Annotated in this window: 18 protein-coding genes; 10 read left to right on the top strand and 8 right to left on the bottom strand. The window is 72.5% G+C overall.

Annotated elements, in window-relative coordinates:
- The first annotated feature begins 2 nt into the window (after positions 1–2).
- Positions 3–650 (top strand): response regulator, encoded by a 648-nt coding sequence (locus FCN18_RS13790; protein ID WP_112268928.1) that lies wholly within the window; start codon positions 3–5, stop codon positions 648–650.
- 111 nt (positions 651–761) lie between these two features.
- Here the strand turns inward: FCN18_RS13790 and FCN18_RS13785 are convergent, their stop codons facing one another.
- Positions 762–1745, bottom strand: a complete 984-nt coding sequence (locus FCN18_RS13785) for an Acg family FMN-binding oxidoreductase (RefSeq protein WP_112268926.1) — start codon at positions 1743–1745, stop codon at positions 762–764.
- 125 nt (positions 1746–1870) lie between these two features.
- On the opposite strand from FCN18_RS13785, the gene FCN18_RS13780 reads away from it, so the two are divergent.
- Positions 1871–2530 carry a response regulator transcription factor gene (locus FCN18_RS13780; protein WP_199542527.1) on the top strand — a complete coding sequence of 220 codons (660 nt, stop codon included), beginning with the start codon at positions 1871–1873 and terminating at the stop codon, positions 2528–2530.
- A gap of 37 nt (positions 2531–2567) precedes the next feature.
- Here FCN18_RS13780 and FCN18_RS13775 read toward each other — a convergent pair whose 3' ends face one another.
- Both FCN18_RS13775 and FCN18_RS13770 read right to left on the bottom strand, forming a co-directional pair.
- Positions 2568–4304, bottom strand: coding sequence for a sensor histidine kinase (locus FCN18_RS13775; RefSeq protein ID WP_112268922.1), 1737 nt, complete (start codon positions 4302–4304; stop codon positions 2568–2570).
- 98 nt (positions 4305–4402) lie between these two features.
- The gene (locus FCN18_RS13770) at positions 4403–5143 is read right to left on the bottom strand and encodes a hypothetical protein (protein ID WP_112268920.1); all 741 of its coding nucleotides are present in this window, start codon (positions 5141–5143) and stop codon (positions 4403–4405) included.
- 235 nt (positions 5144–5378) lie between these two features.
- Between FCN18_RS13770 and FCN18_RS13765 the strand changes: the two genes are divergently transcribed.
- Together FCN18_RS13765 and FCN18_RS13760 are read left to right on the top strand one after the other, a co-directional pair.
- Complete coding sequence (locus FCN18_RS13765) at positions 5379–6767, top strand: wax ester/triacylglycerol synthase domain-containing protein (protein WP_113641404.1); 1389 nt, start codon at positions 5379–5381, stop codon at positions 6765–6767.
- The gene (locus FCN18_RS13760; RefSeq protein WP_112268916.1) at positions 6764–7675 is read left to right on the top strand and encodes a universal stress protein; all 912 of its coding nucleotides are present in this window, start codon (positions 6764–6766) and stop codon (positions 7673–7675) included. Before FCN18_RS13765 ends, FCN18_RS13760 begins: the two co-directional genes overlap by 4 nt.
- Before the next feature lie 9 nt (positions 7676–7684).
- On the opposite strand, the gene FCN18_RS13755 is transcribed toward FCN18_RS13760, so the two are convergent.
- From FCN18_RS13755 to FCN18_RS13740, 4 genes are all read right to left on the bottom strand, one after another.
- The gene (locus FCN18_RS13755; protein WP_112268914.1) at positions 7685–8647 is read right to left on the bottom strand and encodes a DUF3048 domain-containing protein; all 963 of its coding nucleotides are present in this window, start codon (positions 8645–8647) and stop codon (positions 7685–7687) included.
- A gap of 142 nt (positions 8648–8789) precedes the next feature.
- Positions 8790–9374, bottom strand: a complete 585-nt coding sequence (locus FCN18_RS13750; protein WP_137095289.1) for an Rv1733c family protein — start codon at positions 9372–9374, stop codon at positions 8790–8792.
- A 184-nt stretch (positions 9375–9558) separates the two neighbouring features.
- On the bottom strand, positions 9559–9792 hold the full coding sequence (locus FCN18_RS40535) for a universal stress protein (protein WP_267285362.1): 234 nt from the start codon (positions 9790–9792) through the stop codon (positions 9559–9561).
- Positions 9793–9999: 207 nt separating this feature from the next.
- Positions 10000–10614: a TetR/AcrR family transcriptional regulator gene (locus tag FCN18_RS13740; protein WP_137095287.1), complete on the bottom strand. Its 615-nt coding sequence runs from the start codon at positions 10612–10614 to the stop codon at positions 10000–10002.
- An 83-nt stretch (positions 10615–10697) separates the two neighbouring features.
- On the opposite strand from FCN18_RS13740, the gene FCN18_RS13735 reads away from it, so the two are divergent.
- From FCN18_RS13735 to FCN18_RS13710, 6 genes are all read left to right on the top strand, one after another.
- Positions 10698–11435, top strand: coding sequence for an SDR family NAD(P)-dependent oxidoreductase (locus FCN18_RS13735; protein WP_112268906.1), 738 nt, complete (start codon positions 10698–10700; stop codon positions 11433–11435).
- Between the two features lie 263 nt (positions 11436–11698).
- A complete protein-coding gene (locus FCN18_RS13730; protein ID WP_112268904.1) occupies positions 11699–12706 on the top strand; it encodes an ABC transporter substrate-binding protein in 1008 nt (335 codons plus the stop codon).
- On the top strand, positions 12706–13503 hold the full coding sequence (locus FCN18_RS13725; protein ID WP_112268902.1) for an ABC transporter permease: 798 nt from the start codon (positions 12706–12708) through the stop codon (positions 13501–13503). The genes FCN18_RS13730 and FCN18_RS13725 overlap by 1 nt, the downstream gene beginning before the upstream one ends.
- Positions 13500–14282 carry an ABC transporter permease gene (locus FCN18_RS13720; protein WP_112268900.1) on the top strand — a complete coding sequence of 261 codons (783 nt, stop codon included), beginning with the start codon at positions 13500–13502 and terminating at the stop codon, positions 14280–14282. Before FCN18_RS13725 ends, FCN18_RS13720 begins: the two co-directional genes overlap by 4 nt.
- A 21-nt stretch (positions 14283–14303) precedes the next feature.
- Positions 14304–15095, top strand: a complete 792-nt coding sequence (locus FCN18_RS13715) for an ABC transporter ATP-binding protein (RefSeq protein WP_112268898.1) — start codon at positions 14304–14306, stop codon at positions 15093–15095.
- Positions 15096–15311: 216 nt separating this feature from the next.
- Positions 15312–18050, top strand: coding sequence for a patatin-like phospholipase domain-containing protein (locus tag FCN18_RS13710; protein ID WP_137095285.1), 2739 nt, complete (start codon positions 15312–15314; stop codon positions 18048–18050).
- Between the two features lie 163 nt (positions 18051–18213).
- On the opposite strand, the gene FCN18_RS13705 is transcribed toward FCN18_RS13710, so the two are convergent.
- Positions 18214–19446 (bottom strand): styrene monooxygenase/indole monooxygenase family protein, encoded by a 1233-nt coding sequence (locus FCN18_RS13705; protein WP_137095283.1) that lies wholly within the window; start codon positions 19444–19446, stop codon positions 18214–18216.
- Positions 19447–19459 lie beyond the last annotated feature (13 nt).

The following is a 19459-nucleotide window of genomic DNA, read 5'->3' as shown; positions in this document are numbered from 1 at the left end:
CCATGACGATCTCGGTGTTCCTGCTCGACGACCACGAGGTGGTGCGCGCGGGCCTGCGCACGGTGCTGGAGGCCGAGGGCGACATCCGGGTGACCGGTGAGGCGGGCACGGCGGCGGAGGCGCTCGCGCGCATCCCGCTGGTGCTGCCGGACGTCGCGATCCTCGACGTGCGGCTGCCCGACGGCGAGGGCGTCACGGTGTGCCGCGACATCCGGGCGTCGATCGACCATCCGCCGGCGTGCCTGATGCTGACGTCGTTCTCCGACGACGACGCGCTTTTCGGCGCGGTGATGGCGGGGGCGGCGGGCTATCTCCTCAAGCAGGTGTCGGGCGCCTCGGTGGTGTCGGCGGTGCGCACGGTCGCCGAGGGAGGCACCCTGCTCGACGCGCACCTGACGGAGTCCGTGCTGAGCAGGCTGCGGGGCGAACGCGAACCGGACCCGCGCTACGCGGCGCTGAGCCCGCAGGAGCGGCGGGTGCTCGACCTGGTCGCGAAGGGCCTCACCAACCGGCAGATCGCCGAGCAGCTCGTGCTCGCCGAGAAGACGGTGAAGAACTACGTGTCGTCGGTGCTGCACAAGCTCGGCTTCGAGCGCCGCACCGAGGCCGCCGTCTTCGCAACCCGCCGCCGCCAGCACTTCGGCCACTGAACGCTCCCCAAGGTCACCTTTGTTGCGTTGAACGCACCCAAGGCCACCTTTGTTGCGTTGAACGCACCGAAGGTGGCCTTGGGGGACGGTCAACGGGCGGTGGGGCTCCGTTCACAGCGCGTCGCGGTCGAGCAGTTCCCGGATCGCGCGGCGGGGGCTTCGCGGCACCGCGACGGCGGGGTGGCCGACGCGCATGAGCAGTTGCGGGTACCCCGGCAGGCCCAGGTTCTCGATCAACGCCGAACGGGCTTCCGCCAGGTGCAGCGGCTGCGTCTGGACGGCGGCGGCGAGCCCCATGTCCACCGCGGCGAGCCAGGTCTGCTCCATCGCGACGCCGGTGCGCACGTGGTCGAGCCGCGTGTCGTCGGTGGTCACGAACACGAGCACGGTCTCCCGGCCCAGCCTGGCCGCGAGCGTCTCCCGGTCGGGCAGCGCCGTGCCGGGCCGCACGAGCCCGGCCCACGGCAGCGTCGACGCCACCGCCGCGAGCGCGAGGCCGTCCCCGGCGCGCTCAATGTCGCGGGCCGTCCACAGCGCGAGCTCCCGCTGGTAGCCGTCGTCCTGCCGCACCGCGGCCCCGGCGTACTCCAGCACGTCGGCCAGGGCGGTCAGCTCGGCGGCGCCCCGCAGTGGGCGCGCCGTGACGCCCTCGGCCGGTGAGGCGGCCACCAGGTCGGCGAGGTCGTAGTCCGACACGCACTGCCCGGTGAACGCGTGCCGGTAACTGCGCCTGCGCGCGATCGCCGAGTACCGGTGCAGGTCAATCCCGCTCGGCAGGCGCACCTCCCCCGCCGTGATCCGCGCGACCAGGTCCGGCCGGTCCGGGTCGGGCAGCAGCGCGAGCCGGGTCGCCCGCCCCAGTACCCGCATGCCGAGCTCGAGGTTGGCGGCCGCGGCGCCGCAGGAGACCGCCCGGTCCCGGCCCGCCGGGTCGTGGCACGGCAGTGCGAGATCCGTGCGCTCGACCAGCAGTGCCTCACCGTCGGGCAGCTCCAGCGACCAGGGCTGCATGTTGTGCACCGACGGCGCGTGGACCACCGCTCTGGCGAGGACGTCGATTTCACCGGCCGACCACTCGGCCGCCGCGCTCTCCATACCCTGAGAATCCCGCAATCACGCCGCGTCAGCACCATCCGGAAGTCCCTTCCCCTAGGGCCTTCCGGCCCTCGGCCGGACAGCGGCGGGTGTGCGTGGCCGCGATCGGCGCTATGGTGGCTGAGATGTCCATCCGAGTCTTCCTCGTGGACGACCACGAGATCGTCCGCCGAGGCCTCGCGGACCTGCTCGACGACGAGTCCGACATGGAGATCGTCGGCGAGGCGGCCTCGGTGAGCGAGGCGCTGACGCGGATTCCCTCCTCCGGAGCCACCGTCGCGGTGCTGGACGTGCGGCTGCCCGACGGCAACGGCGTGGAGCTGTGCCGCGAGCTGCTCTCGCGGTTTCCCGGCCTGCGCTGCCTGATGCTCACGTCCTACGCCGACGACGAGGCGCTGTTCAACGCGATCATGGCGGGGGCTTCGGGTTTCGTGCTCAAGCAGGTGCTGGGCTCGGACCTGGTCTCGGCGGTCCGCACCGTCGGCTCAGGAGGCTCCCTGCTGGACAGCCGCACCACCGCTGCGCTCATGAGCCGGATCCGGCGGGAGCGCGCCGACGCCGATCCGGTCGCCGCGCTCTCGGAGCAGGAGCGCGCCGTGTTCGACCTGATCGGCGAGGGGCTCACCAACCGGGAGATCGCCGAGCGGTTGTTCCTCGCGGAGAAGACCGTCAAGAACTACGTGTCGCGGCTGCTCGGCAAGCTCGGCATGCAGCGCAGGACGCAGGCCGCGGTGCTGGCGACGGAGCTGCGCCGCCCGGCAGGCCCCAAGCCGCAGGTGGAGTAACCGCCTCAGCCGCCCAGGACCAAAGCCGCCCAGGGCCTCAGCCACCCAGGGGTGCCCGCCACAGCACCCTGGTGCCGCCCTCCCGCGCGGCCCTGATCGCCGCGCTCCCCCCGCACTGGCGGGCCCGGCGCTCGATGTTGTCCAGGCCGCTGCGGGCGACGCCCGGCGGGATGCCGACGCCGTTGTCGGTCACCTCGATGCGCAGCTCCTCGGCGGTGGCCTCGACCGACACCGCGACCTCGTCGCCGCCGGAGTGCCGCAGCGCGTTGCTCAGCCCCTCCCGCAGCACCGCCTCGGCGTGCTCGGCGACCCGCTGCGGCACGAACGTGTCCACCGCGCCGGAGATCCGGATCGACGGCGACACCACGGAGTCGGCGGTGAGGTCGGCGGCCACGTCGAGCAGCCTGCGCCGCAGGCTCGCCGGCCTGTCCGCGGCCGTGGTGTGCAGGTCGAAGATCGACGTCCGGATCTCGCGCACCGTGCGGTCGAGCTGCTCGACCGAGTGCTGGACCCGCCCCCGCGCGTGCTCGTCGGTGATCCTGCGCAGGGTGCCCTGCAGGCTCATGCCGGTGGCGAACAGGCGCTGGATCACGTGGTCGTGCAGGTCCTGCGCGATGCGGTCGCGGTCGGCGAGCAGGTCGAGCAGCCGCTGGTTGCGCTGCTTGTCGGCGAACTCGAGCGCGACCGCGGCCTGGTCGGCCAGCGACGCGAGCATCGGCAGCTGCTCGTCGACGAACGCGGCCGAGCCCTTCGGGCGTGCGACGACGAGCATCCCGCCCGCGCCCGACGCGCTGCTCACCGGCACCGCGACGGCGGGCCCGAACCCGCCGGAGCTGACCCCCGGCTCGGACAGCGCCAACGAGAGATCGGGCAGGATGCGCGGGTCGCCCCCGCGCAGGATCTCGGCCAGCACGGACCCGCCCCGCGTGTCCACCGCCAGCCCGGAGAGCCCCTCGGCCCTCGGCCCGGAGACCACGCTGACCGACACGACGTCCAGCGCCTCGCCGGGCAGCAGCAGGAGCGCGTCCTCGGCCCCGGCCAGCTCGCGAACGCGCCGCACGATCAGCGCCAGCGTCGCGTCGACGGAGGCTCCCCCGAGCAGCTCGCCGTTGATCTCGGCGACCGCGCCGAGCCAGCGCTCCCGCATCCTCGACTTCTCGAACAGCCTGGCGTTGTCGACCGCGACCCCGGCCGCGGCGGCGAGCGCCTGCAGCACCACCTCGTCGTCGGCCGTGAACTCGGCACCGTCCCGCTTCTCGGTGAGGTAGAGGTTGCCGAAGACCTTGTCACGCACGCGGATCGGCACGCCGAGGAAGCTGTGCATCGGCGGGTGGTTGCGGGGAAAACCCACGGAAGCCCGGTGTTTCGACAGGTCCGCGACGCGCACCGGCCGCGGGTCCTCGATCAGCACGCCGAGCAGGCCCCGCCCCTCTGGCAGGTGCCCCATCGACGCCCTGGTCTCCTCGTCGATGCCGACGTAGACGAACTCCGACAGCCCGCCCTCGTCCGACAGCACGCCGAGCGCGCCGTACTGGGCGTCCACCAGGTCCGCGGCGGCCTGCACGATCCGCTGCAGCGTGGAGTCCAGTTCCAGCCCGGTCGCGACCGCGAGGACGGCGTCGAGCAGGCCCTGCAGGCGGTCCCGCGTCCTGACGATTTCCGCGAGCCGTTCCTGCACCTCGTGCAGCAGCTCGTCCAGCCGCAGCCCGGCGAGCGCGCTCGCCTCGGGCTTGCGGCCGCCGGTGTCCCCCGACGGCGCCGAATCTGTGGGCATGCGGTCTCCGATCGTGCAATGGCCCCCTGCTTCACACCACCATTGACGTCGTGCGCTGCGCTCACGTTATGCCTGTCCGCACGCCTGCTCAACCATCGTCACCTACCCAGTCGCAGGAGCAGCTGAGGACTGCCGCCCAGCCCGCACGAGCGGACCAGCCGCTGCCGGAACTCCCGGAACTGAAACGGGCTGATCTGGGGGGCCGCGGTGAAGCCGAGCGCACGGGCGGCGAGTGACGCCTCCTGCATGGCGGCACCGGCGAGCACCTGGTCCCTTCGCCCGTCGGACGTGGTGACGACGAGCAGCCCGGCCTCGAGGGTCTGCTTGCGACGCGCCGGGGCGAACGAGCGCACCGGCACCAGCCGCACGCCCGGCATCGTGCCGGTCCGCACCACCTCGGCGAGGGGCTCCTCGGGCAGTTCGGCGAGATCGACGGCGTGCCGGTGCCGCGTGCGGTCGAAGATCGCGCGAAACCGGCGGACGTCGGTGCCGGTGGGGCGATGCCTGCCCGGCGCCGTGACCCTGGCGACCAGCGCGGGCCGCCCGGGCTCACCCAGCAGGACCGTCTCGGGAAGCCAGCCCAGCACCCGCGCGGCCACCACCACACCGGCAAGGGCCGCGCCGCAGGCGATGACCCGGTCGCGGCCCACGCCCTCGGGGTGCCAGCTCGACGCGCCGAACCGCTCGGAGAGCTCGGCCCGGTCGCCGCGGACCTCGAGTGACCACGGGCGGCCGACACCGCAGGGGTAGGAGTTCATCGCCGCGCGCACCAGCACGTCGCGCTCCTGGGCCGACCACGCGTGCAGCGCGGGGCGGGTGAGCAGGGGGCCGGTCGTCATCGGCTCGCTCCTTCTGCCGGGGGGCTGCGTCCCTGGTCACCAGGATCGGCTTTCCCCGGCCGTCAGGGCAGCGGCACTCGTCACCGGCCACCAGGGCACAAGGTCCCTACCGGCCGCCGCGTGACCGTCCACAATGGTGTGGCCGGCCGCCTGCCCGCGCGGCCGCCGGGCTTCGGGCGCGAGAAACACGTACCGTGCGTAGTAGTGCCAGCAAGATCACGCGCGAAGGGCGACGATGACTCCGAACACAGCCACCGTCGAGCGCATGGGGACGGGCGACCTCATGACGCTGGCGTCCGATCTGGGCGTACCACCCATGCAGATCGCCGGGATCCTGGTGCTCGACGGCGGGGCCGCGCTCGACGTCGACGCCGTGCGCAAGGCCATCGCGGAGCGGGTGCGGGGCGTCCGCCGCTTCCGGCAGCGCCTCGTGCGCACCCCACCGGGGTTCGGCAGGCCGTACTGGACCGACCACGCCGGGTTCCGCGTGGACGACCACGTGCGGCACGTGCACTGCCCGGAGCCGGGTGACGACACGGCACTGCTCGCCGTCGCCACGGACGCCGTCACCGAGCGGCTGCCCCGCGACCGGCCGCTCTGGTCGGCCACGTTCGTCACCGGGCTGGCCGGCGGCGACGCGGCGCTCGTGTTCGTCCTCCACCACGTGCTCACCGACGGCATCGGCGGGCTCGCCGCGCTCGCGCGGATCGCCGACGGCATACCCGCGCCGGACGACCCGGCGTTCCCCCGACGACCGCCCGGCAGGTGGCAGCTGCTCACCGACGCCACGCGCGACCGTGTGCGGGCGCTGCGCGGGCTCGGCGCCGTGCCGCGGCGGGTGAGAGGCGCGCTGAGGGAACTGCGGCTGCGGGAGACCTCGTCGGCGCCCCGCTCGTCACTGAACCGGCCGACCAGCCCGAACCGGCGCTTCGCCGTGGCAAGGGCCGACGTCAAGGCGCTGCGGGCCACCGCGCGGACGCACGGCGGGACGCTCAACGACGCCGTGCTCGCCGCGGGGACCGGCGCGCTGCACGGGCTGCTGCGTGCCCGCGGCGAGCACGTGGACAACCTCGTCGTGTCGATGCCGGTGTCCACCCGGGGCCGCGACGCGGGCGCGCACCTGGGCAACCACGCGTTCTCGGTACCGATCGAGCTGCCCGCGGCCGGGGACACGCTGGAGCGGCTGACCTCGATCGCGTGGCTGACCCGGCGCCGCGTCGGCGTCGCCCGCGGCGCCTCGGGCCGGCTCGTGAGCCCGGTCTTCCGGCTGCTGGCGCGGCTCAAGCTGCTGCAGTGGTTCGTGGACCACCAGACCGTGCTGTCGACGTCGATCACCTACCTGCGCGGCCCGTCGGCGCGGCTGTCGTTCCTCGGCGCGCCGATCCGGGAGGTCATCCCGATCTCCACGGTCAAGGGCAACATGACGGTGTCGTTCGTGGCCCTGTCCTACGGCGGGCGGCTGACCGTCACGGCGGTCACCGACCCCGAGCAGGTCACCGACCTGCCGGTGCTGATGGACGCGCTGCGCGACGAGCTGGCCACGCTCTCCGGCGGGCCGGGCACGGGGGCCCCGGCCACGCCGGCCACCACCGAGCACGCCGACGCAGAGAAGGAGCGATCGTGAGCATCCCCGAGCTGGGCAGCGGCCCCGTCGTCGCCGGAGTCGACGGCTCGTCGGCGGCGCTGCGGGCCGTGCGGTGGGCCGCCGACGCGGCGGCGCGCCACCGCGTCCCGCTGTACCTCGTGCACGCCGCGGGCTACCCCGACCTCTACGCGGGCGAGAGCATCCCGCCCCCCGCGGCGTTCAGGGAGGACCTGCGCAGGCAGCGGTGGGAGTTCCTGCACACAGCACGCGCGACGGCCGCGGAGGCGGAGCCGGGACTGGACGTCCACACACTGTTCGAGACCGACCCGCCCATTCCCACACTGATCCACGCGTCGAAGTCGGCGCGCATGCTCGTGCTGGGCTCGTCGGGGCACGGCGGGCTCTACGGCCTGCTGGTCGGCTCCACCACGCTGGCGCTGGTGAGCCACGCGCACTGCCCTGTGGTGTCGGTGCGCGGCGACGGTCCGCCGCTGCCCGCCAGGGACGACCAGCGACCCGTGGTCGTCGGCATCGATGGCAGCCCGCTGAGCGAGCGGGCCATCGGCCATGCGTTCGACGAGGCGTGCTTCCGCGGCGTGGAGCTGGTGGCCGTGCACACGTGGAGCGACGCCGACACAGAGGTCTTCAGCGAGGCACGGATGGCCTTCGACTGGGAGCCGATGCGCGACGCCGAGGAGCGCCGCCTCGCCGAGCGGCTCGCGGGTTGGCGAGAGCACTACCCCGACGTGAGCGTGCGGCGGGTGCTGGTGAAGGACCGGCCGAGGCACGAGCTGCTGGAGTGGAGCCGGCGGGCGCAGCTCGTGGTGGTCGGCAGCAGGGGCCGGGGCGGTTTCCGCGGCCTGCTGCTCGGATCCACGAGCCAGGCTCTGATCCACAACGCCGAGTGCCCGGTGATGATCGCCCGCCCTCGTCCCGCGAAGGGCTGAACCCGCCGGTCAGCGCGGCACGAGCAGGATCCACACGGGGCCTTCCGCGAGCGGCAGCGGCTCGCCGGAGGCGGTCGTGAACGTGGTGCCCTCCCCCGCCGAGGGCCGCGACCACGTGCCCGGGAAGGCCCTGCCGTCGCGCAGGACGGTCACGGGGCCGGTGCCGACCGTCCGCGCGACCGGCGACACGGAGCCCGCCGCGTCCTCGACGGCGCCCTGGCGGATCGCGACCCGTTGCACGACCACGGTCGCGGCGGCCGCCTGCCCTGCCTCCGTCGTGAGCAGCGGCGATCCGTCGAGCCACACGTGCCAGCGGGCGTCCCGCCGCGCCCAGCGGAACTCGTAGGAGGCGGCCCGGAAGCCGACCGCGTGGCTCGCGGTGGGCGTTCCTCCGCCCGGGGCGGGACCGGTGTCGAGGACGTGGCGCGGCCCCGGCCCGGTGCCCGCCGGCAGCAGGTCCGGCCGCGCGAAGAGGTTGTGCGGCCTGGGCCGGGCACCGTCCCGGAAGTACGCGCGGGGCACGCGCCGCTCGGTCACCGTGGTCATCGAGGCGCGGCGCAGCAGCGGCAGGATCTCGGGTGCGGCGCCGGAGAAGGCCAGCGTGGGATGCCCGTACTGGGCGAGCAGCTCGACGTCGGTCTCCCGCGCGCTGCGCACCGGGCCCACGACCCGCGGCAACCGCGAGGAGTACACGGCGGCGAGCCGGGTCAGGCCGCCCTCGACCGGTTCGACGTAGACGACGTCGGCGGCGGAGAGCCCGGTCTGCGGGCGCGCAGCGGCGACGTTGTCGATCTTCACGACGAGGACGCGGTCGGCGGGCGCGGGCGTGGTGACCGCCGAGGAGCCCCGCTGGGGCGCGCCGGGGCGGGTGGGGGCGTCGTCGCCGAACAGCAGGAGCGCGGCGACGGCGGCGCCCACGACGGCGAAGACGGAGACCGCGGCGATGAGCTGGCGGATGGGCTTGCCGGGCACGGGCCACCTCCTCCCGGATGCTGTCCGCTCACTAGCACGACAACGAGCGAGCGGACGGCCGGATCCGCTCGGTGGGGTTTCCGGGAGCGTGGGCGCCGGGTTCACCCGGTCGGCGGCAGAGGTCTCGACCACCGCCGGTGTGTCAGCGGCGGCTCCACTCGCGCTCGACCCGCGCCCATTCGCGTGCCCACTGCGCCGCGCGCAGCCGCGCGAGCACGCCGCGCACGGCGAGGAACACCAGCCCGCACAGGGCGACGACGCCGAGCCATGCCGAGATCGCGACGCTCGCGGCGTCGGTGGCCGCACCGGCCCTGGTGATCGGCGGGCTCGTCAGCTCGCCGCTGTCGTCGAGCCAGACGGGGACCTCCGTGCCGCGCGTGCTGCCCCGGTAGGCGCTCACCTCGCCGACCTGCTCGGTGCCGTCGGGCCGTTCCCAGCGCGCGAGGACCCCAACGCTCTCCAGCTCGCCCGTGGTCATGCTCACGGGCGCGTCGGCCAGCAGCACCGCCGTGGCCCGGTGTTTGGACTCCGCCTCCTGCTCGGCAACCGCGAGCCTGCTCGCGTAGGTCTCGCTGCCCAGCGAGGCGACCACGGGGATCGAGAACAGGACGAGCAGGAGGAGAATCACGAGCAACCGCGACTCGAGGCGGTCCCCCGGCCTCGCCAGCGGATTACGGCCGACGAACAGCCGCCGCCACAACCGCGCGGTTCTTCCAGATGATGCCACCAGTGACCGACCCCCTTCGCCCGGCGGCCCCATCGTCAGTCGCCGGTTCAACATCCGACACCGACATTATTCCCGGGACGAGGTCTGGTGTTTCAACGTAATCGTCCGCTGGACCACACCAATGTGTTGTGAGAATGGCGACAGACACACGCTGTGTCACCGCTTTGGCCCAATCGCAGCCCGCTCAGAGAAGTGTCCACAATGGATCGGACCAGCGTCGGGGCCGGACGACGGCGACCGGGCAGCGCGCCCCGTGCACCAGTTCACGGGCCGCGGCCGGCTCGGGCGCGACGCGCGGATCGAGCGGCGGCACGTCGCACACGTGCGTCAGGCGCAGGGCGGCGCCGGTCCGCGCGGCCTCGAACGCCGTCCAGCGCACCGCGGCGAGCGCGGCGGCCGAGCCGTCGACGCCGACCACGATCGGCAGCGGCAGCGGGCTCTCGCGGGCCGGCGCCTCCAGCGGAGCGGACTGGTCCAGCGGGGTCAGGGTGCTCAGAGGGTCCAGCTCTCACCTCGCGCTCTCCGCGTCCAGGCTCCCGTCCCAGCCGGAGCGCGACTTAGGCGCTGTCCGGCGGATCATGTACTTGTGATGGCGCCGAGTTGCTTATCGCAGGCCTGGTCGCGCTCAGCGGCAAGGCTTCCTTTCCCCGGGTGCGGGCAGGACGGCCAGTACGGTGTCCGCGATGTTCCGCAGTGTCTCCGGGGTCAAACCGGCCTTGCCTACCGCCTCGATACCGCGAACCACCGACAACAGCAGTGCCCCCAACTGCTCGGGGTCTGCGGCCCTATCGATGTCGCCATGACGCTGGGCGGCGCTGACCTCCGCTCGCAGCAGGGCCAGGAGTCTCGTCATGGTATCGGCCGTACGTCCGGCGATCGCCGGATCGTGCTGGGCCAACTCCGCTGCACCTTTGGCCACCAGGCACCCCCGGCGTTCGGTGTCGGAAGCGGCGTTTTCAGCCATCAGGCGCACGTATCCCGACAGCCGGGCCAGTGCCTCTGCGTCCGGGCCGCCTGTCAGTTGCCCTTCGGCCACCTCGACGACTGAGGCACACCAGTCATCGAACACGCGATGGAACAGCTCGCGCTTCCCTCCGAAGGCGCCGTACAAGCTGCCTTTGCCCAGGCCGGTCGCCTGGGCAATGTCATCCATCCGCGTTCCGGCGTAGCCGGTCGTCCAGAACTGCTCCCGGGCCCTGGCTAGGACTTGCTGTTCGTCGAATGCGCGTGGCCTGGGCATGGCCTGAGCCTACCCATTCTTGACTCGATCGTCCATTACGCTTACGTTGTGGACGATCCATTCCATAACTTGAGGGGTTCGACATGCCGGGTGTACTGCGGGAGAAGGTCGCTGTGATCACCGGAGGGACCAGCGGGATCGGACTGGCCATAGCCCACCGCTTCGCCCGAGAGGGCGCACGGGTCTTTGTGACAGGCCGGGACGCCGACCGCCTCGATGCGGCGGTCAAGGAGATGGGTCCGGCGGCCACCGGCGTACGAGCGGACGTCTCGGCGCTGGCCGACCTGGACGCCCTCTACACGCGAGTCCGTGACGAGGCTGGACGCATCGACGTGCTGGTGGCAAATGCGGGAATCGCCGCGGACGCCGCTCTCGGCTCTCACACCGAGGCGAACGTTGATCTGGTCCTCGCTGTCAACGTCAAGGGCCCGCTGTTCACCGTTCAGAAGGCGCTTCCGCTGCTGGCGGAGAACGCCTCCATCCTGGTCATCGGCTCAAGCAACAGCGTGCGGCCCAATGAGGGCCTCGAGGTTTACAGCGCCTCGAAGGCGGCGGTGAGCAACCTCGTGCACAACTGGGCGCGCCAGTCACGGGAACGTCGGTTCCGGGTGAATGTGCTCAGCCCGGGACCCACCAGGACCCCTGGCCTGCTGAGCGCCGCAGGGTCGGCTGCCGACCAGTTCGCCGAAGCCACCGTGCCACTGGGGCGGCTGGCCGAGCCCGAGGAAATCGCCGATGCTGCCCTGTTCCTGGCTTCGGACGCCTCGTCGTTCATCACCGGTGCCGAACTCTTCGCCGACGGCGGCTACACCCGGGCCTGAACGACGGAAATGCCCTAGGCGCGACCCATGCCCCACCCAACGAGCGGCTGGTCGGAAAGTCACATGATCCCGCCGGACGATGCCTGGGGACGAACTGCCCTGGTTCGCCCACGTCCCGGCCTGGCGGCCAAGGCCGAGCGGTATAGGGCGTTATACGGGCCATTTCGGTACTCGGCAGATCTTCCCGTGTCACTCACAACGGTGACAGACTGTTGACCTGTTCCAGTCCTGGCCGGTTCACGCATGGCACGAGGGAGTGCCCCATGACCCAGGCACGTGCACTGATCTCCGGACCCCGACGGTTTCTCTCGGCCGCGGCCGCCCTGCTGGCCACGCTCACGGTCACCACCGCCTGCGGAGGTGACGGGGGCGGCGGCGACCAGCAGGGCGAGGGTCCGGTCACCGTCCGCGTCGGGGTCATCCCCATCTCCGATGTCGCCCCGCTCTACGTCGGCAGGGAGCAGGGCTTCTTCGCCGACGAAGGCCTGCGGGTGGAACCGCAGGAGTTCGCGGGCGGCGCCGAGATCCTGCCCGCCGTGCAGAGCGGCGACCTGCAGTTCGGCTTCTCCAACACCACGTCGCTGCTGATCGCGGCGAGCCGGGGCCTGCCCGTGCGCATCCTCACGCAGGGCGTGCAGGAGGCGGCCACCGAGCAGCAGTCGTGGTCGCACATCTGGGTCCGCGCCGACAGCGGCATCACCACGCCGAAGGACCTGGAGGGCAAACGGATCAGCCTCAACACCCTGCGCAACATCACCGAGGTGACCGCAAAGGCGGCGCTGGAGAAGCACGGCGTGGACATCTCGACGCTGCAGTTCGTGGAGGTGCCATTCCCCGAGGCGAACGCCGCGCTCGAACAGGGCGAGGTGGACGCCATCTACGTCGTCGAGCCGTTCGACACGGTCGCCAGGCAGAGCGGCGCGCGCCCGATCGTCGCACCGCTGTACGAGACGGAGCCGAGCCTCACGGTCGCCACGTACTTCACCACCGAGCAGTACCTCGCGGACAACGCCGACGTGGCTGAGCGCTTCGCGCGGGCCATGAACAGGTCGCTGGAGTACGCCGGCAGCCACCCCGGCGCCGTGCGTGAGGCGCTGGGCACCTACACCCAGATCCCGGACGAGCTGATCGGCGAGGTCCGGCTCGCGCAGTGGGGCACCGACCTCAACCGGCCCTCCATCGAGCTGATGAGCGAGCTGAGCCAGAAGTACGGCCTGCTGGAGCAGCCGCCGGACCTCGACGAGCTGATCTGGACCCCCGGCGGGAACTGATGGTGGCCCAGCGGGTGCGTGCCGCCCGGCCGCGGGCGCGCACCGTCGCGCAGACGTGGTCCGGGGTCGCGGCCGTGCTGTTGCTCGCCGAGGTGGCCGCCCGGACCGGACTGCTGCCCCGGCGCTACTTCCCGCCGGTGACCGAGATGTTCGCGGAGCTGGGCCGGCAGACCACCGAGACGTCGTTCTGGTCGGCGGTCGGGCAGACGCTGCAGGGGTGGGCGCTCGGGCTCGGAATCGCGGCGGCGTTCGCCGTGCCGATCGGGATGCTGCTCGGCACGAGCGCCGTGCGGTACCGGGCGTTCCGGGTGATCATCGAGTTCCTCCGGCCCATCCCGTCGGTGGCGCTCGTCCCGCTCGCGATCCTGGTCTACGGCGTGGGGCTGGAGAGCAAGGTGTTCCTCGCGGCCTTCGCCGCTTTCTGGCCGCTGCTGATCCAGACCCTCTACGGGATGCAGGACGTCGACCCGGTCGCGCTCGACACCGCGCGCGTGTTCCGGCTCGGCCGCGTCGAACGGCTCACGCGCGTGGTGCTGCCGGGCGCGGTGCCCTACGTCGCGACGGGCCTGCGCATCTCGTCGTCGGTGGCGCTGATCCTCGCGGTGACGGCCGAGCTCGTGATCGGCTCCCCCGGACTCGGCAGGGAGATCAACGCCGCGCGCGTCGGCGGGGCCACGGACCTGCTGTACGCGCTCATCATCGTCACCGGCCTGCTCGGCTGGGTGCTCAACGCGCTCTTCGCCGCGGGCGAGCGGCGCGTCCTGCACTGGCATCCGTCCCAGCGGGGTGCGCGATGAGGGGATCCCGCCGCGGGTTGCTGCTCATCGCACTCGAGATCGCCGTGCCGCTCGCCGCGCTCGCGGCGTGGTGGGTGTGGTCGGCGGGCGCGGACAGCTTCTACTTCCCGCCGCTGGCGGACATCCTCGTGACGTTCGCGGACACGTGGGTGTTCGAACGGGTCGGCAGCGACGTGGTGCCGAGCCTCGCGCGCCTGGCCGCCGGGTTCGGAATCGCCGTGCTGGCCGGGGTCGCGCTCGGCACCGCGCTCGGGCTCTCGGAGACGGCCCGCCGTGTCGCCGGCCCGATCGTCGAGTTCGGCCGGGCCGTGCCGCCGCCCGCGCTGCTGCCGTTCGGGATGCTCGTGCTCGGCGTCGGCGACACCATGAAGATCTTCGTCATCGCCGTGGTGTGTGTCTGGCCGGTCCTGCTCAACACCGTCGACGGCGTGCGCGGGGTCGACCCGACGATGCTCGACACGGCGCGGGTCTACGGCATCACGGGCACGGAGCGGCTGCTGCGCATCGTCTGGCCCTCGGCGCTGCCGCAAGTGTTCGCGGGCATGCGCACGAGCCTGTCGCTCGCGCTGATCCTCATGGTGATCAGCGAGATGGTGGCCAGCACCGAGGGAATCGGCTACTTCGTGCTGGAGTCACAGCGCTCGTTCGCGATCCCGGAGATGTGGTCCGGAATCCTGCTGCTCGGCCTGCTCGGCTACCTGCTCAACGCGGGGCTTGCGCTCGTCGAGCGGCGCGTGCTCAGGTGGCATCGAGGGGCCAGGGCCAGTGCGCTGCGGTGACTGCGAGGAAAGGGTCCGTCGATGCTCGACGTGAGCGGTCTGTCCAAGACGTACGGCGAGGGCGAGCGGGTGACGCACGCCATCGCCGAGCTGAGCTTCTCCGTCGCCGAGGGCGAGTTCGTGTGCGTGGTCGGGCCGTCCGGCTGCGGCAAGACCACGCTGCTGCGATGCATGGCGGGGCTGCTGGCGCCGACGTCGGGGCGGGTCACCCTGCGCGGGCACGTGGTGGACGGGCCGCCGGAGCAGATCGGCTTCGTGTTCCAGGAGTACAGCCGCTCGCTCATGCCGTGGCTGTCCCTGCGCGACAACATCGCCCTGCCGCTGCGGCACAAGGCGCTCGGCAGGGACGAGCGGAACCGGCTCGTCGAGGACGCCGTCGAGTCGGTGGGGCTCACCGGGTTCATGGACCACTACCCGTGGGAGCTCTCCGGCGGCATGCAGCAACGCGTCGCGATCGCGCGGGCGCTGGCCTACCAGCCCGAGATCCTGCTCATGGACGAGCCGTTCGCGTCCGTGGACGCGCAGACCAGGGCCGACCTGGAGGATCTGGTGCTGCGCGTGCGCACCGCCTACGGCGTCACCGTCGTGTTCGTGACCCATGACATCGACGAGGCCGTCTACCTCGGCGACCGCGTCGTGGTGCTCACCCCGCCGCCCACGGCGGTGCAGGAAGTGCTGCCCGTCGGCCTGCCGGAGCCGAGGGACCAGGTGGAGACCAAGGAACTGCCCGAGTTCGCCCACCTGCGCGCGCACATCTTCCGTTCCATCAAACGCAAACAGCCCGACGCCCCAGACCTCCCGACCCCCACCTGAACCCGCGAGTCCCCCGCTCCAGCCCGCGAGTCCCCCGCTCCAGCCCGCGAGTCCTGCGTTCCCGACCGCGAGTCGTGCGATAACGAACTGGACAGTCGGCTTTACACCCCTCTGTGTGAAGGCCAGACTGCTGGGCGTCACCGTCAAGGGCCGACGTACTTGGGGGGAACCGTGTCATCGCCGAGTCCCGCGCGGGGTGGCGCTCCGCGCAGGAGTGTGGCCGCCGGTGCCGCGCTCGCCGCACTCGTGCTGCCCGTCGCCGGCGCACTGGTACCGGAGGCGGCCGGCACCGTCGCGGTCGCCCTCGCCGGCCGCGGCCAGGCGGTGCCGCTGCCGCCGGAGACCGCGGACGCGGCCTGGTGGAACCTGCTGTTACTCGCCTGCGTCGGCACCGCGCTGTGGCTGGGCGCCTCCGCGGCCCGGTGGTGCGCGTGCGGGCCGAGGTCGTTCCAGGCCGCGTGGCTCGCCCGGGTCGCGACGGTCGTCACCGTGGCCGCCGGGGCGCTCGCGAACCTCCTCCTTCTGCTGGTGACCTCGTGGCCTGGCACCGCGGCATGGGCGCTGGACGGCGCGGCCGCCGCGACCGTGCTGGAGTTCAGCGCGCTGCTGCCGGCCGCCGCGATCGGCCTCGCCGGAGTCGGCGCACTGCTGTGGCGCTGCGTCGCCCACTCCCCCCGATCACTCGCGGAACGCACCGCGCAGCGGCCGCGGACGTGCCCGCCCCGGCCGCTGGAGGCCGACGACCCGCCCGCCCCGCGCGACGGCGAGCCGGGCGCGACCCGCTGGCGCGACGCCTACACCGTGCCCGGTGTCGACCCCGCCGAGATCAGCAGGAAGTGGGCGGAAGGCACCGACACCAGCGGCGTGTGCCTGTCCGGCGGAGGGATCCGCGCGGCGAGCGTCGCGATGGGCGCGCTCCAGTCGCTGCGCACCGAGCTGCTCGAGGCCGACCACCTCGTGTCGGTCTCGGGCGGCGGCTACACGGCGGGTGCGCTGCAGCAGGCGCTGACCGACGCCGGCGCTCCGCCGCCGGGCGAGCCGGTGCGCGATCCCGCCACCGTGTTCACCGAGGGCAGCGCCGAGCTGCACCACGTGCGCAGGCACTCCAGCTACCTCGCCGACACCCCGGCCCGCATGCTGGCCGCGCTCGGCCGGATCGCCAGGGGCCTGCTGCTCTCCCTGACCGTCCTGTTCGGACCCGCCGTGGTGCTCGGCGTCCTCATCGGACTCTTCTACCACGCCGTGCCGCTGACCGAGCTCACGCTCGACCCGCTGCGCTATCCGGTACCGCGCACGGGCTCGCTCGTCGCGCTCGGCGTGCTGTCGGCGGGCACGTTCCTGCTCGCGCTGTTCACGCGCGGCGCCGCCGATCGCCGAGCGCGCTCGGCCCGCGTCGTGCCGCCGCTCGTCGCGATCACGGTCGTGCTCGCCGCCCTCACCCTCGTGGTGCCGCTGCTGGTGTGGACGGCCGAGTGGCTGCTGACGCACGCGGGCCGGGTCGCCGGAATCGGCGGTCCACTCGGGACGGTGATGCTGACCTACCTCGCCGCCGTCGCGTCGATGTTCTGGCGGCACCGGGCGTTCCTCGGCAGGCAGGCGCGAGGACTGTTCCGGCGGGGCACCGGCGGCATTCCCGCTGCGCTACCGGGCGGGGTCCTGCAACGGCTGCTGGTGATCGTCACCACCGGCGTGCTCGCGGTGGTGTGGCTGCTGCTGTTCGCGGGCTCGGCGACGACGCTGGGCGACGAGGCCGCGCTGTGGTCAGCCGCGCTCGTCGCGGCGGTGGTGCTCGTGCTCGGCGGGGTGTTCGACGTGACGTCGCTGAGCCTGCACCCCTTCTACCGGCAGCGGCTCGCGTCGGCATTCGCCGTGCGGAGGGTCCGCCGCGACGCCGACGGCCAGGTGGTCGCCGTGCCCTACGACCCCGCCGAGCGCACGTCGTTGTCGCACTACGGCGCCAGGCCACGGGGGTTCCCCGAGGTCGTGTTCGCCGCGTCGGCGAACCTCACCGGCGAGAACCGCACTCCCCCGGGTCTCGACGCGGTGTCCTACACGATGAGCGCCGAGTGGACGGGCGGGCCGGACGTCGGCTGGGTCCGCACCGGCGACCTCGAGGCGGCGGTGACGCCCCGCTTCCGCCGCGACCTCACCGTGCAGGGCGCGGTGGCGGTGAGCGGTGCCGCGTTCGCCTCGGCGATGGGTAGGTCGAGCCGCTGGTTCCAGGTGCTGCTGGCCGTGTCCGGCGCCCGGCTCGGCGCGTGGCTGCCGAACCCGAAGTTCGTGCGGCACGCCCACCAGGCCGCCGAGGAGGGCAACTGGGCGCATCCGTGGTTGCCGAGGGCGCGCAGGCTGCCGTACCTGCTGCGGGAGGTCTTCGGCGTCCATCCGCACCGCGACCCGCTGCTGCACGTCACCGACGGCGGGCACTACGACAACCTCGGCCTCGTCGAGCTCTTCCGCCGCCGCTGCACGCTCATCTACTGCGTCGACGCGAGCAACGACGCGCCACCGACCGCGGGCACGCTGGCCCAGGCGCTCACACTGGCCAGGCACGAGCTGGGCGTGCGCGTGGAGCTCGACGACCCGTGGCCGGCCGAACCCGGCCAGGTGGACCACGTGCCCGGAGCCGAGCAGCTCACCCTCGCGGGCAGGCTCACGGCCTCGCCGCTCATCACGGGCACGGTCCACTACCCGCCGGAGAGCGGGCTCGCGGCCGAGGTCACGGGCAGGCTCGTGGTGGCAAGGGCCGTGCTGTTCCCGGAGCTGCCGTACCAGCTGCTCTCCTACGCCGCGCACCATCCCGAGTTCCCGAACGACAGCACGGGCGACCAGTGGTTCGACGACGCCAAGTTCTCCGCCTACGCCGAGCTGGGCAGGCGCATCGGCGCGAAGGCCCGCGAGGCCGCGCGGCCCCCGGTGGAGCCGAGCCCGGAGCCGGCGCTGGCCACGCCCTGACCGCGGCGTGCGCTGGGCGACTCCGGCCTGGTCGAAATCACCGGTGATGGCTACCGGCTCGCCGTGGCCGCGAGCGCCAGGCAGCCTGGGGGCCCCTGCAGTGAAGGCCACCATCACTGCGTTGAACGCAGTGATGGTGGCCTTCACTGCACAGCGCTTGCCCCTAGTTGAGGCTTGCCAGATACCGCTGCAGCTTCTCCGGCTCGAAGAACCACTCCGCGAGGTCGGCCGGGTTGTTCATGCCGTTGGCGAACCGGTCGGCGACCGCCTGGTTCTCCTGTGCGATGCCGAGGACCTGCTGGACGTGCTCGGGCGGCGGTTCGAGCATGGTGTTGGTGAACTTGGTGACCCACTGCGCGTGGTCCCAGTAGGACTCGAAGGTCTGCCGCATCCAGTCCGCGTCGAACGGCCGGTCACCGCGCGACAGGATTCCCTCGAGGTAGTACTGAGCGCACCGCGCGGCGTTGTTGGAACCCTGCCCGGTGATCGGGTCGTTGGCCACCACCACGTCGGCCATGCCGAGCACGATCTGGCCCGATGGGAGCTCGCCGACGGGGTTGCGCACGATCGGCGTGTAGCCGCCCACGAGCGTGCCCCGCTCGTCGGTGAGCTCCGCGTCGCGGAACCGTTCGTACTCCCACGGGAAGTGCTTCCGCATGTTCTCGAGCTGGCGCCGCCACACCTCCTGCGAGCCGGGCTGGTCGCGGAAGCAGTCGAAGTCGCCGCCGGGGATGCCGGCCATGAAGACGATGTCGCACGCGCCGCTGAGGGTGTAGCCGGGGATGTTGATGTTCTCCCCGGTGCCAGGCGAGTTGTTCATCCACACGTCGATGGAGCCGGGGGGCCGCTCCGGCCGCTGTCCGGCACCGTGCACATAGGACACCGACAGTGCCCGCTGCGGCCGGGTGTACCGCGAGCGCTCGTTGTCGCGGTCGAAGAGCTGCACGAGCTCACCCTTGCCCGCCGCGACGATCGTGAGCTCGTACATGCGGGCGAGCGCGTTCAGGTCGGCCGTGGTGACGCCGTGGATGACGACCTTGCCGCTCCGCTCCTCGAACAGCTCGAGCCACTCGGCCATCTTCACGCGCTGGTCCACCGACTGCGCGGGCCCCACCCACTCGCCCTCCCAGTTGAGGAGGCGGTTGCCATCGGGACCCGCGAGCGAAAGACCCTGATGGGTGATCGCCGGAGCCTTGTCGTCCCAGAGGTTGAGCCCGTGCGACCGCTCGATCGTCAGGGCGTCGTGGAACATACACTGGGTGGACAACACCCGGCCTGCCCGGATCTCGTCAGGAGTCCGCGCCGACATCATCGTGACGTCGTATCCGTGCTGCCGCAGCGTGAGCGCCAGCTGCAGCCCCGACTGTCCCGAGCCGACAATCAGAATCTTGCGCATCGAGACGCGAACC

Origin of the sequence: Prauserella endophytica (genome assembly GCF_005146945.1) — a bacterium.
Lineage (GTDB): Bacteria > Actinomycetota > Actinomycetes > Mycobacteriales > Pseudonocardiaceae > Prauserella_A > Prauserella_A endophytica.
Note: the sequence above shows the minus strand (reverse complement) of the source record. Positions and strands in the feature narration are given on the sequence as shown.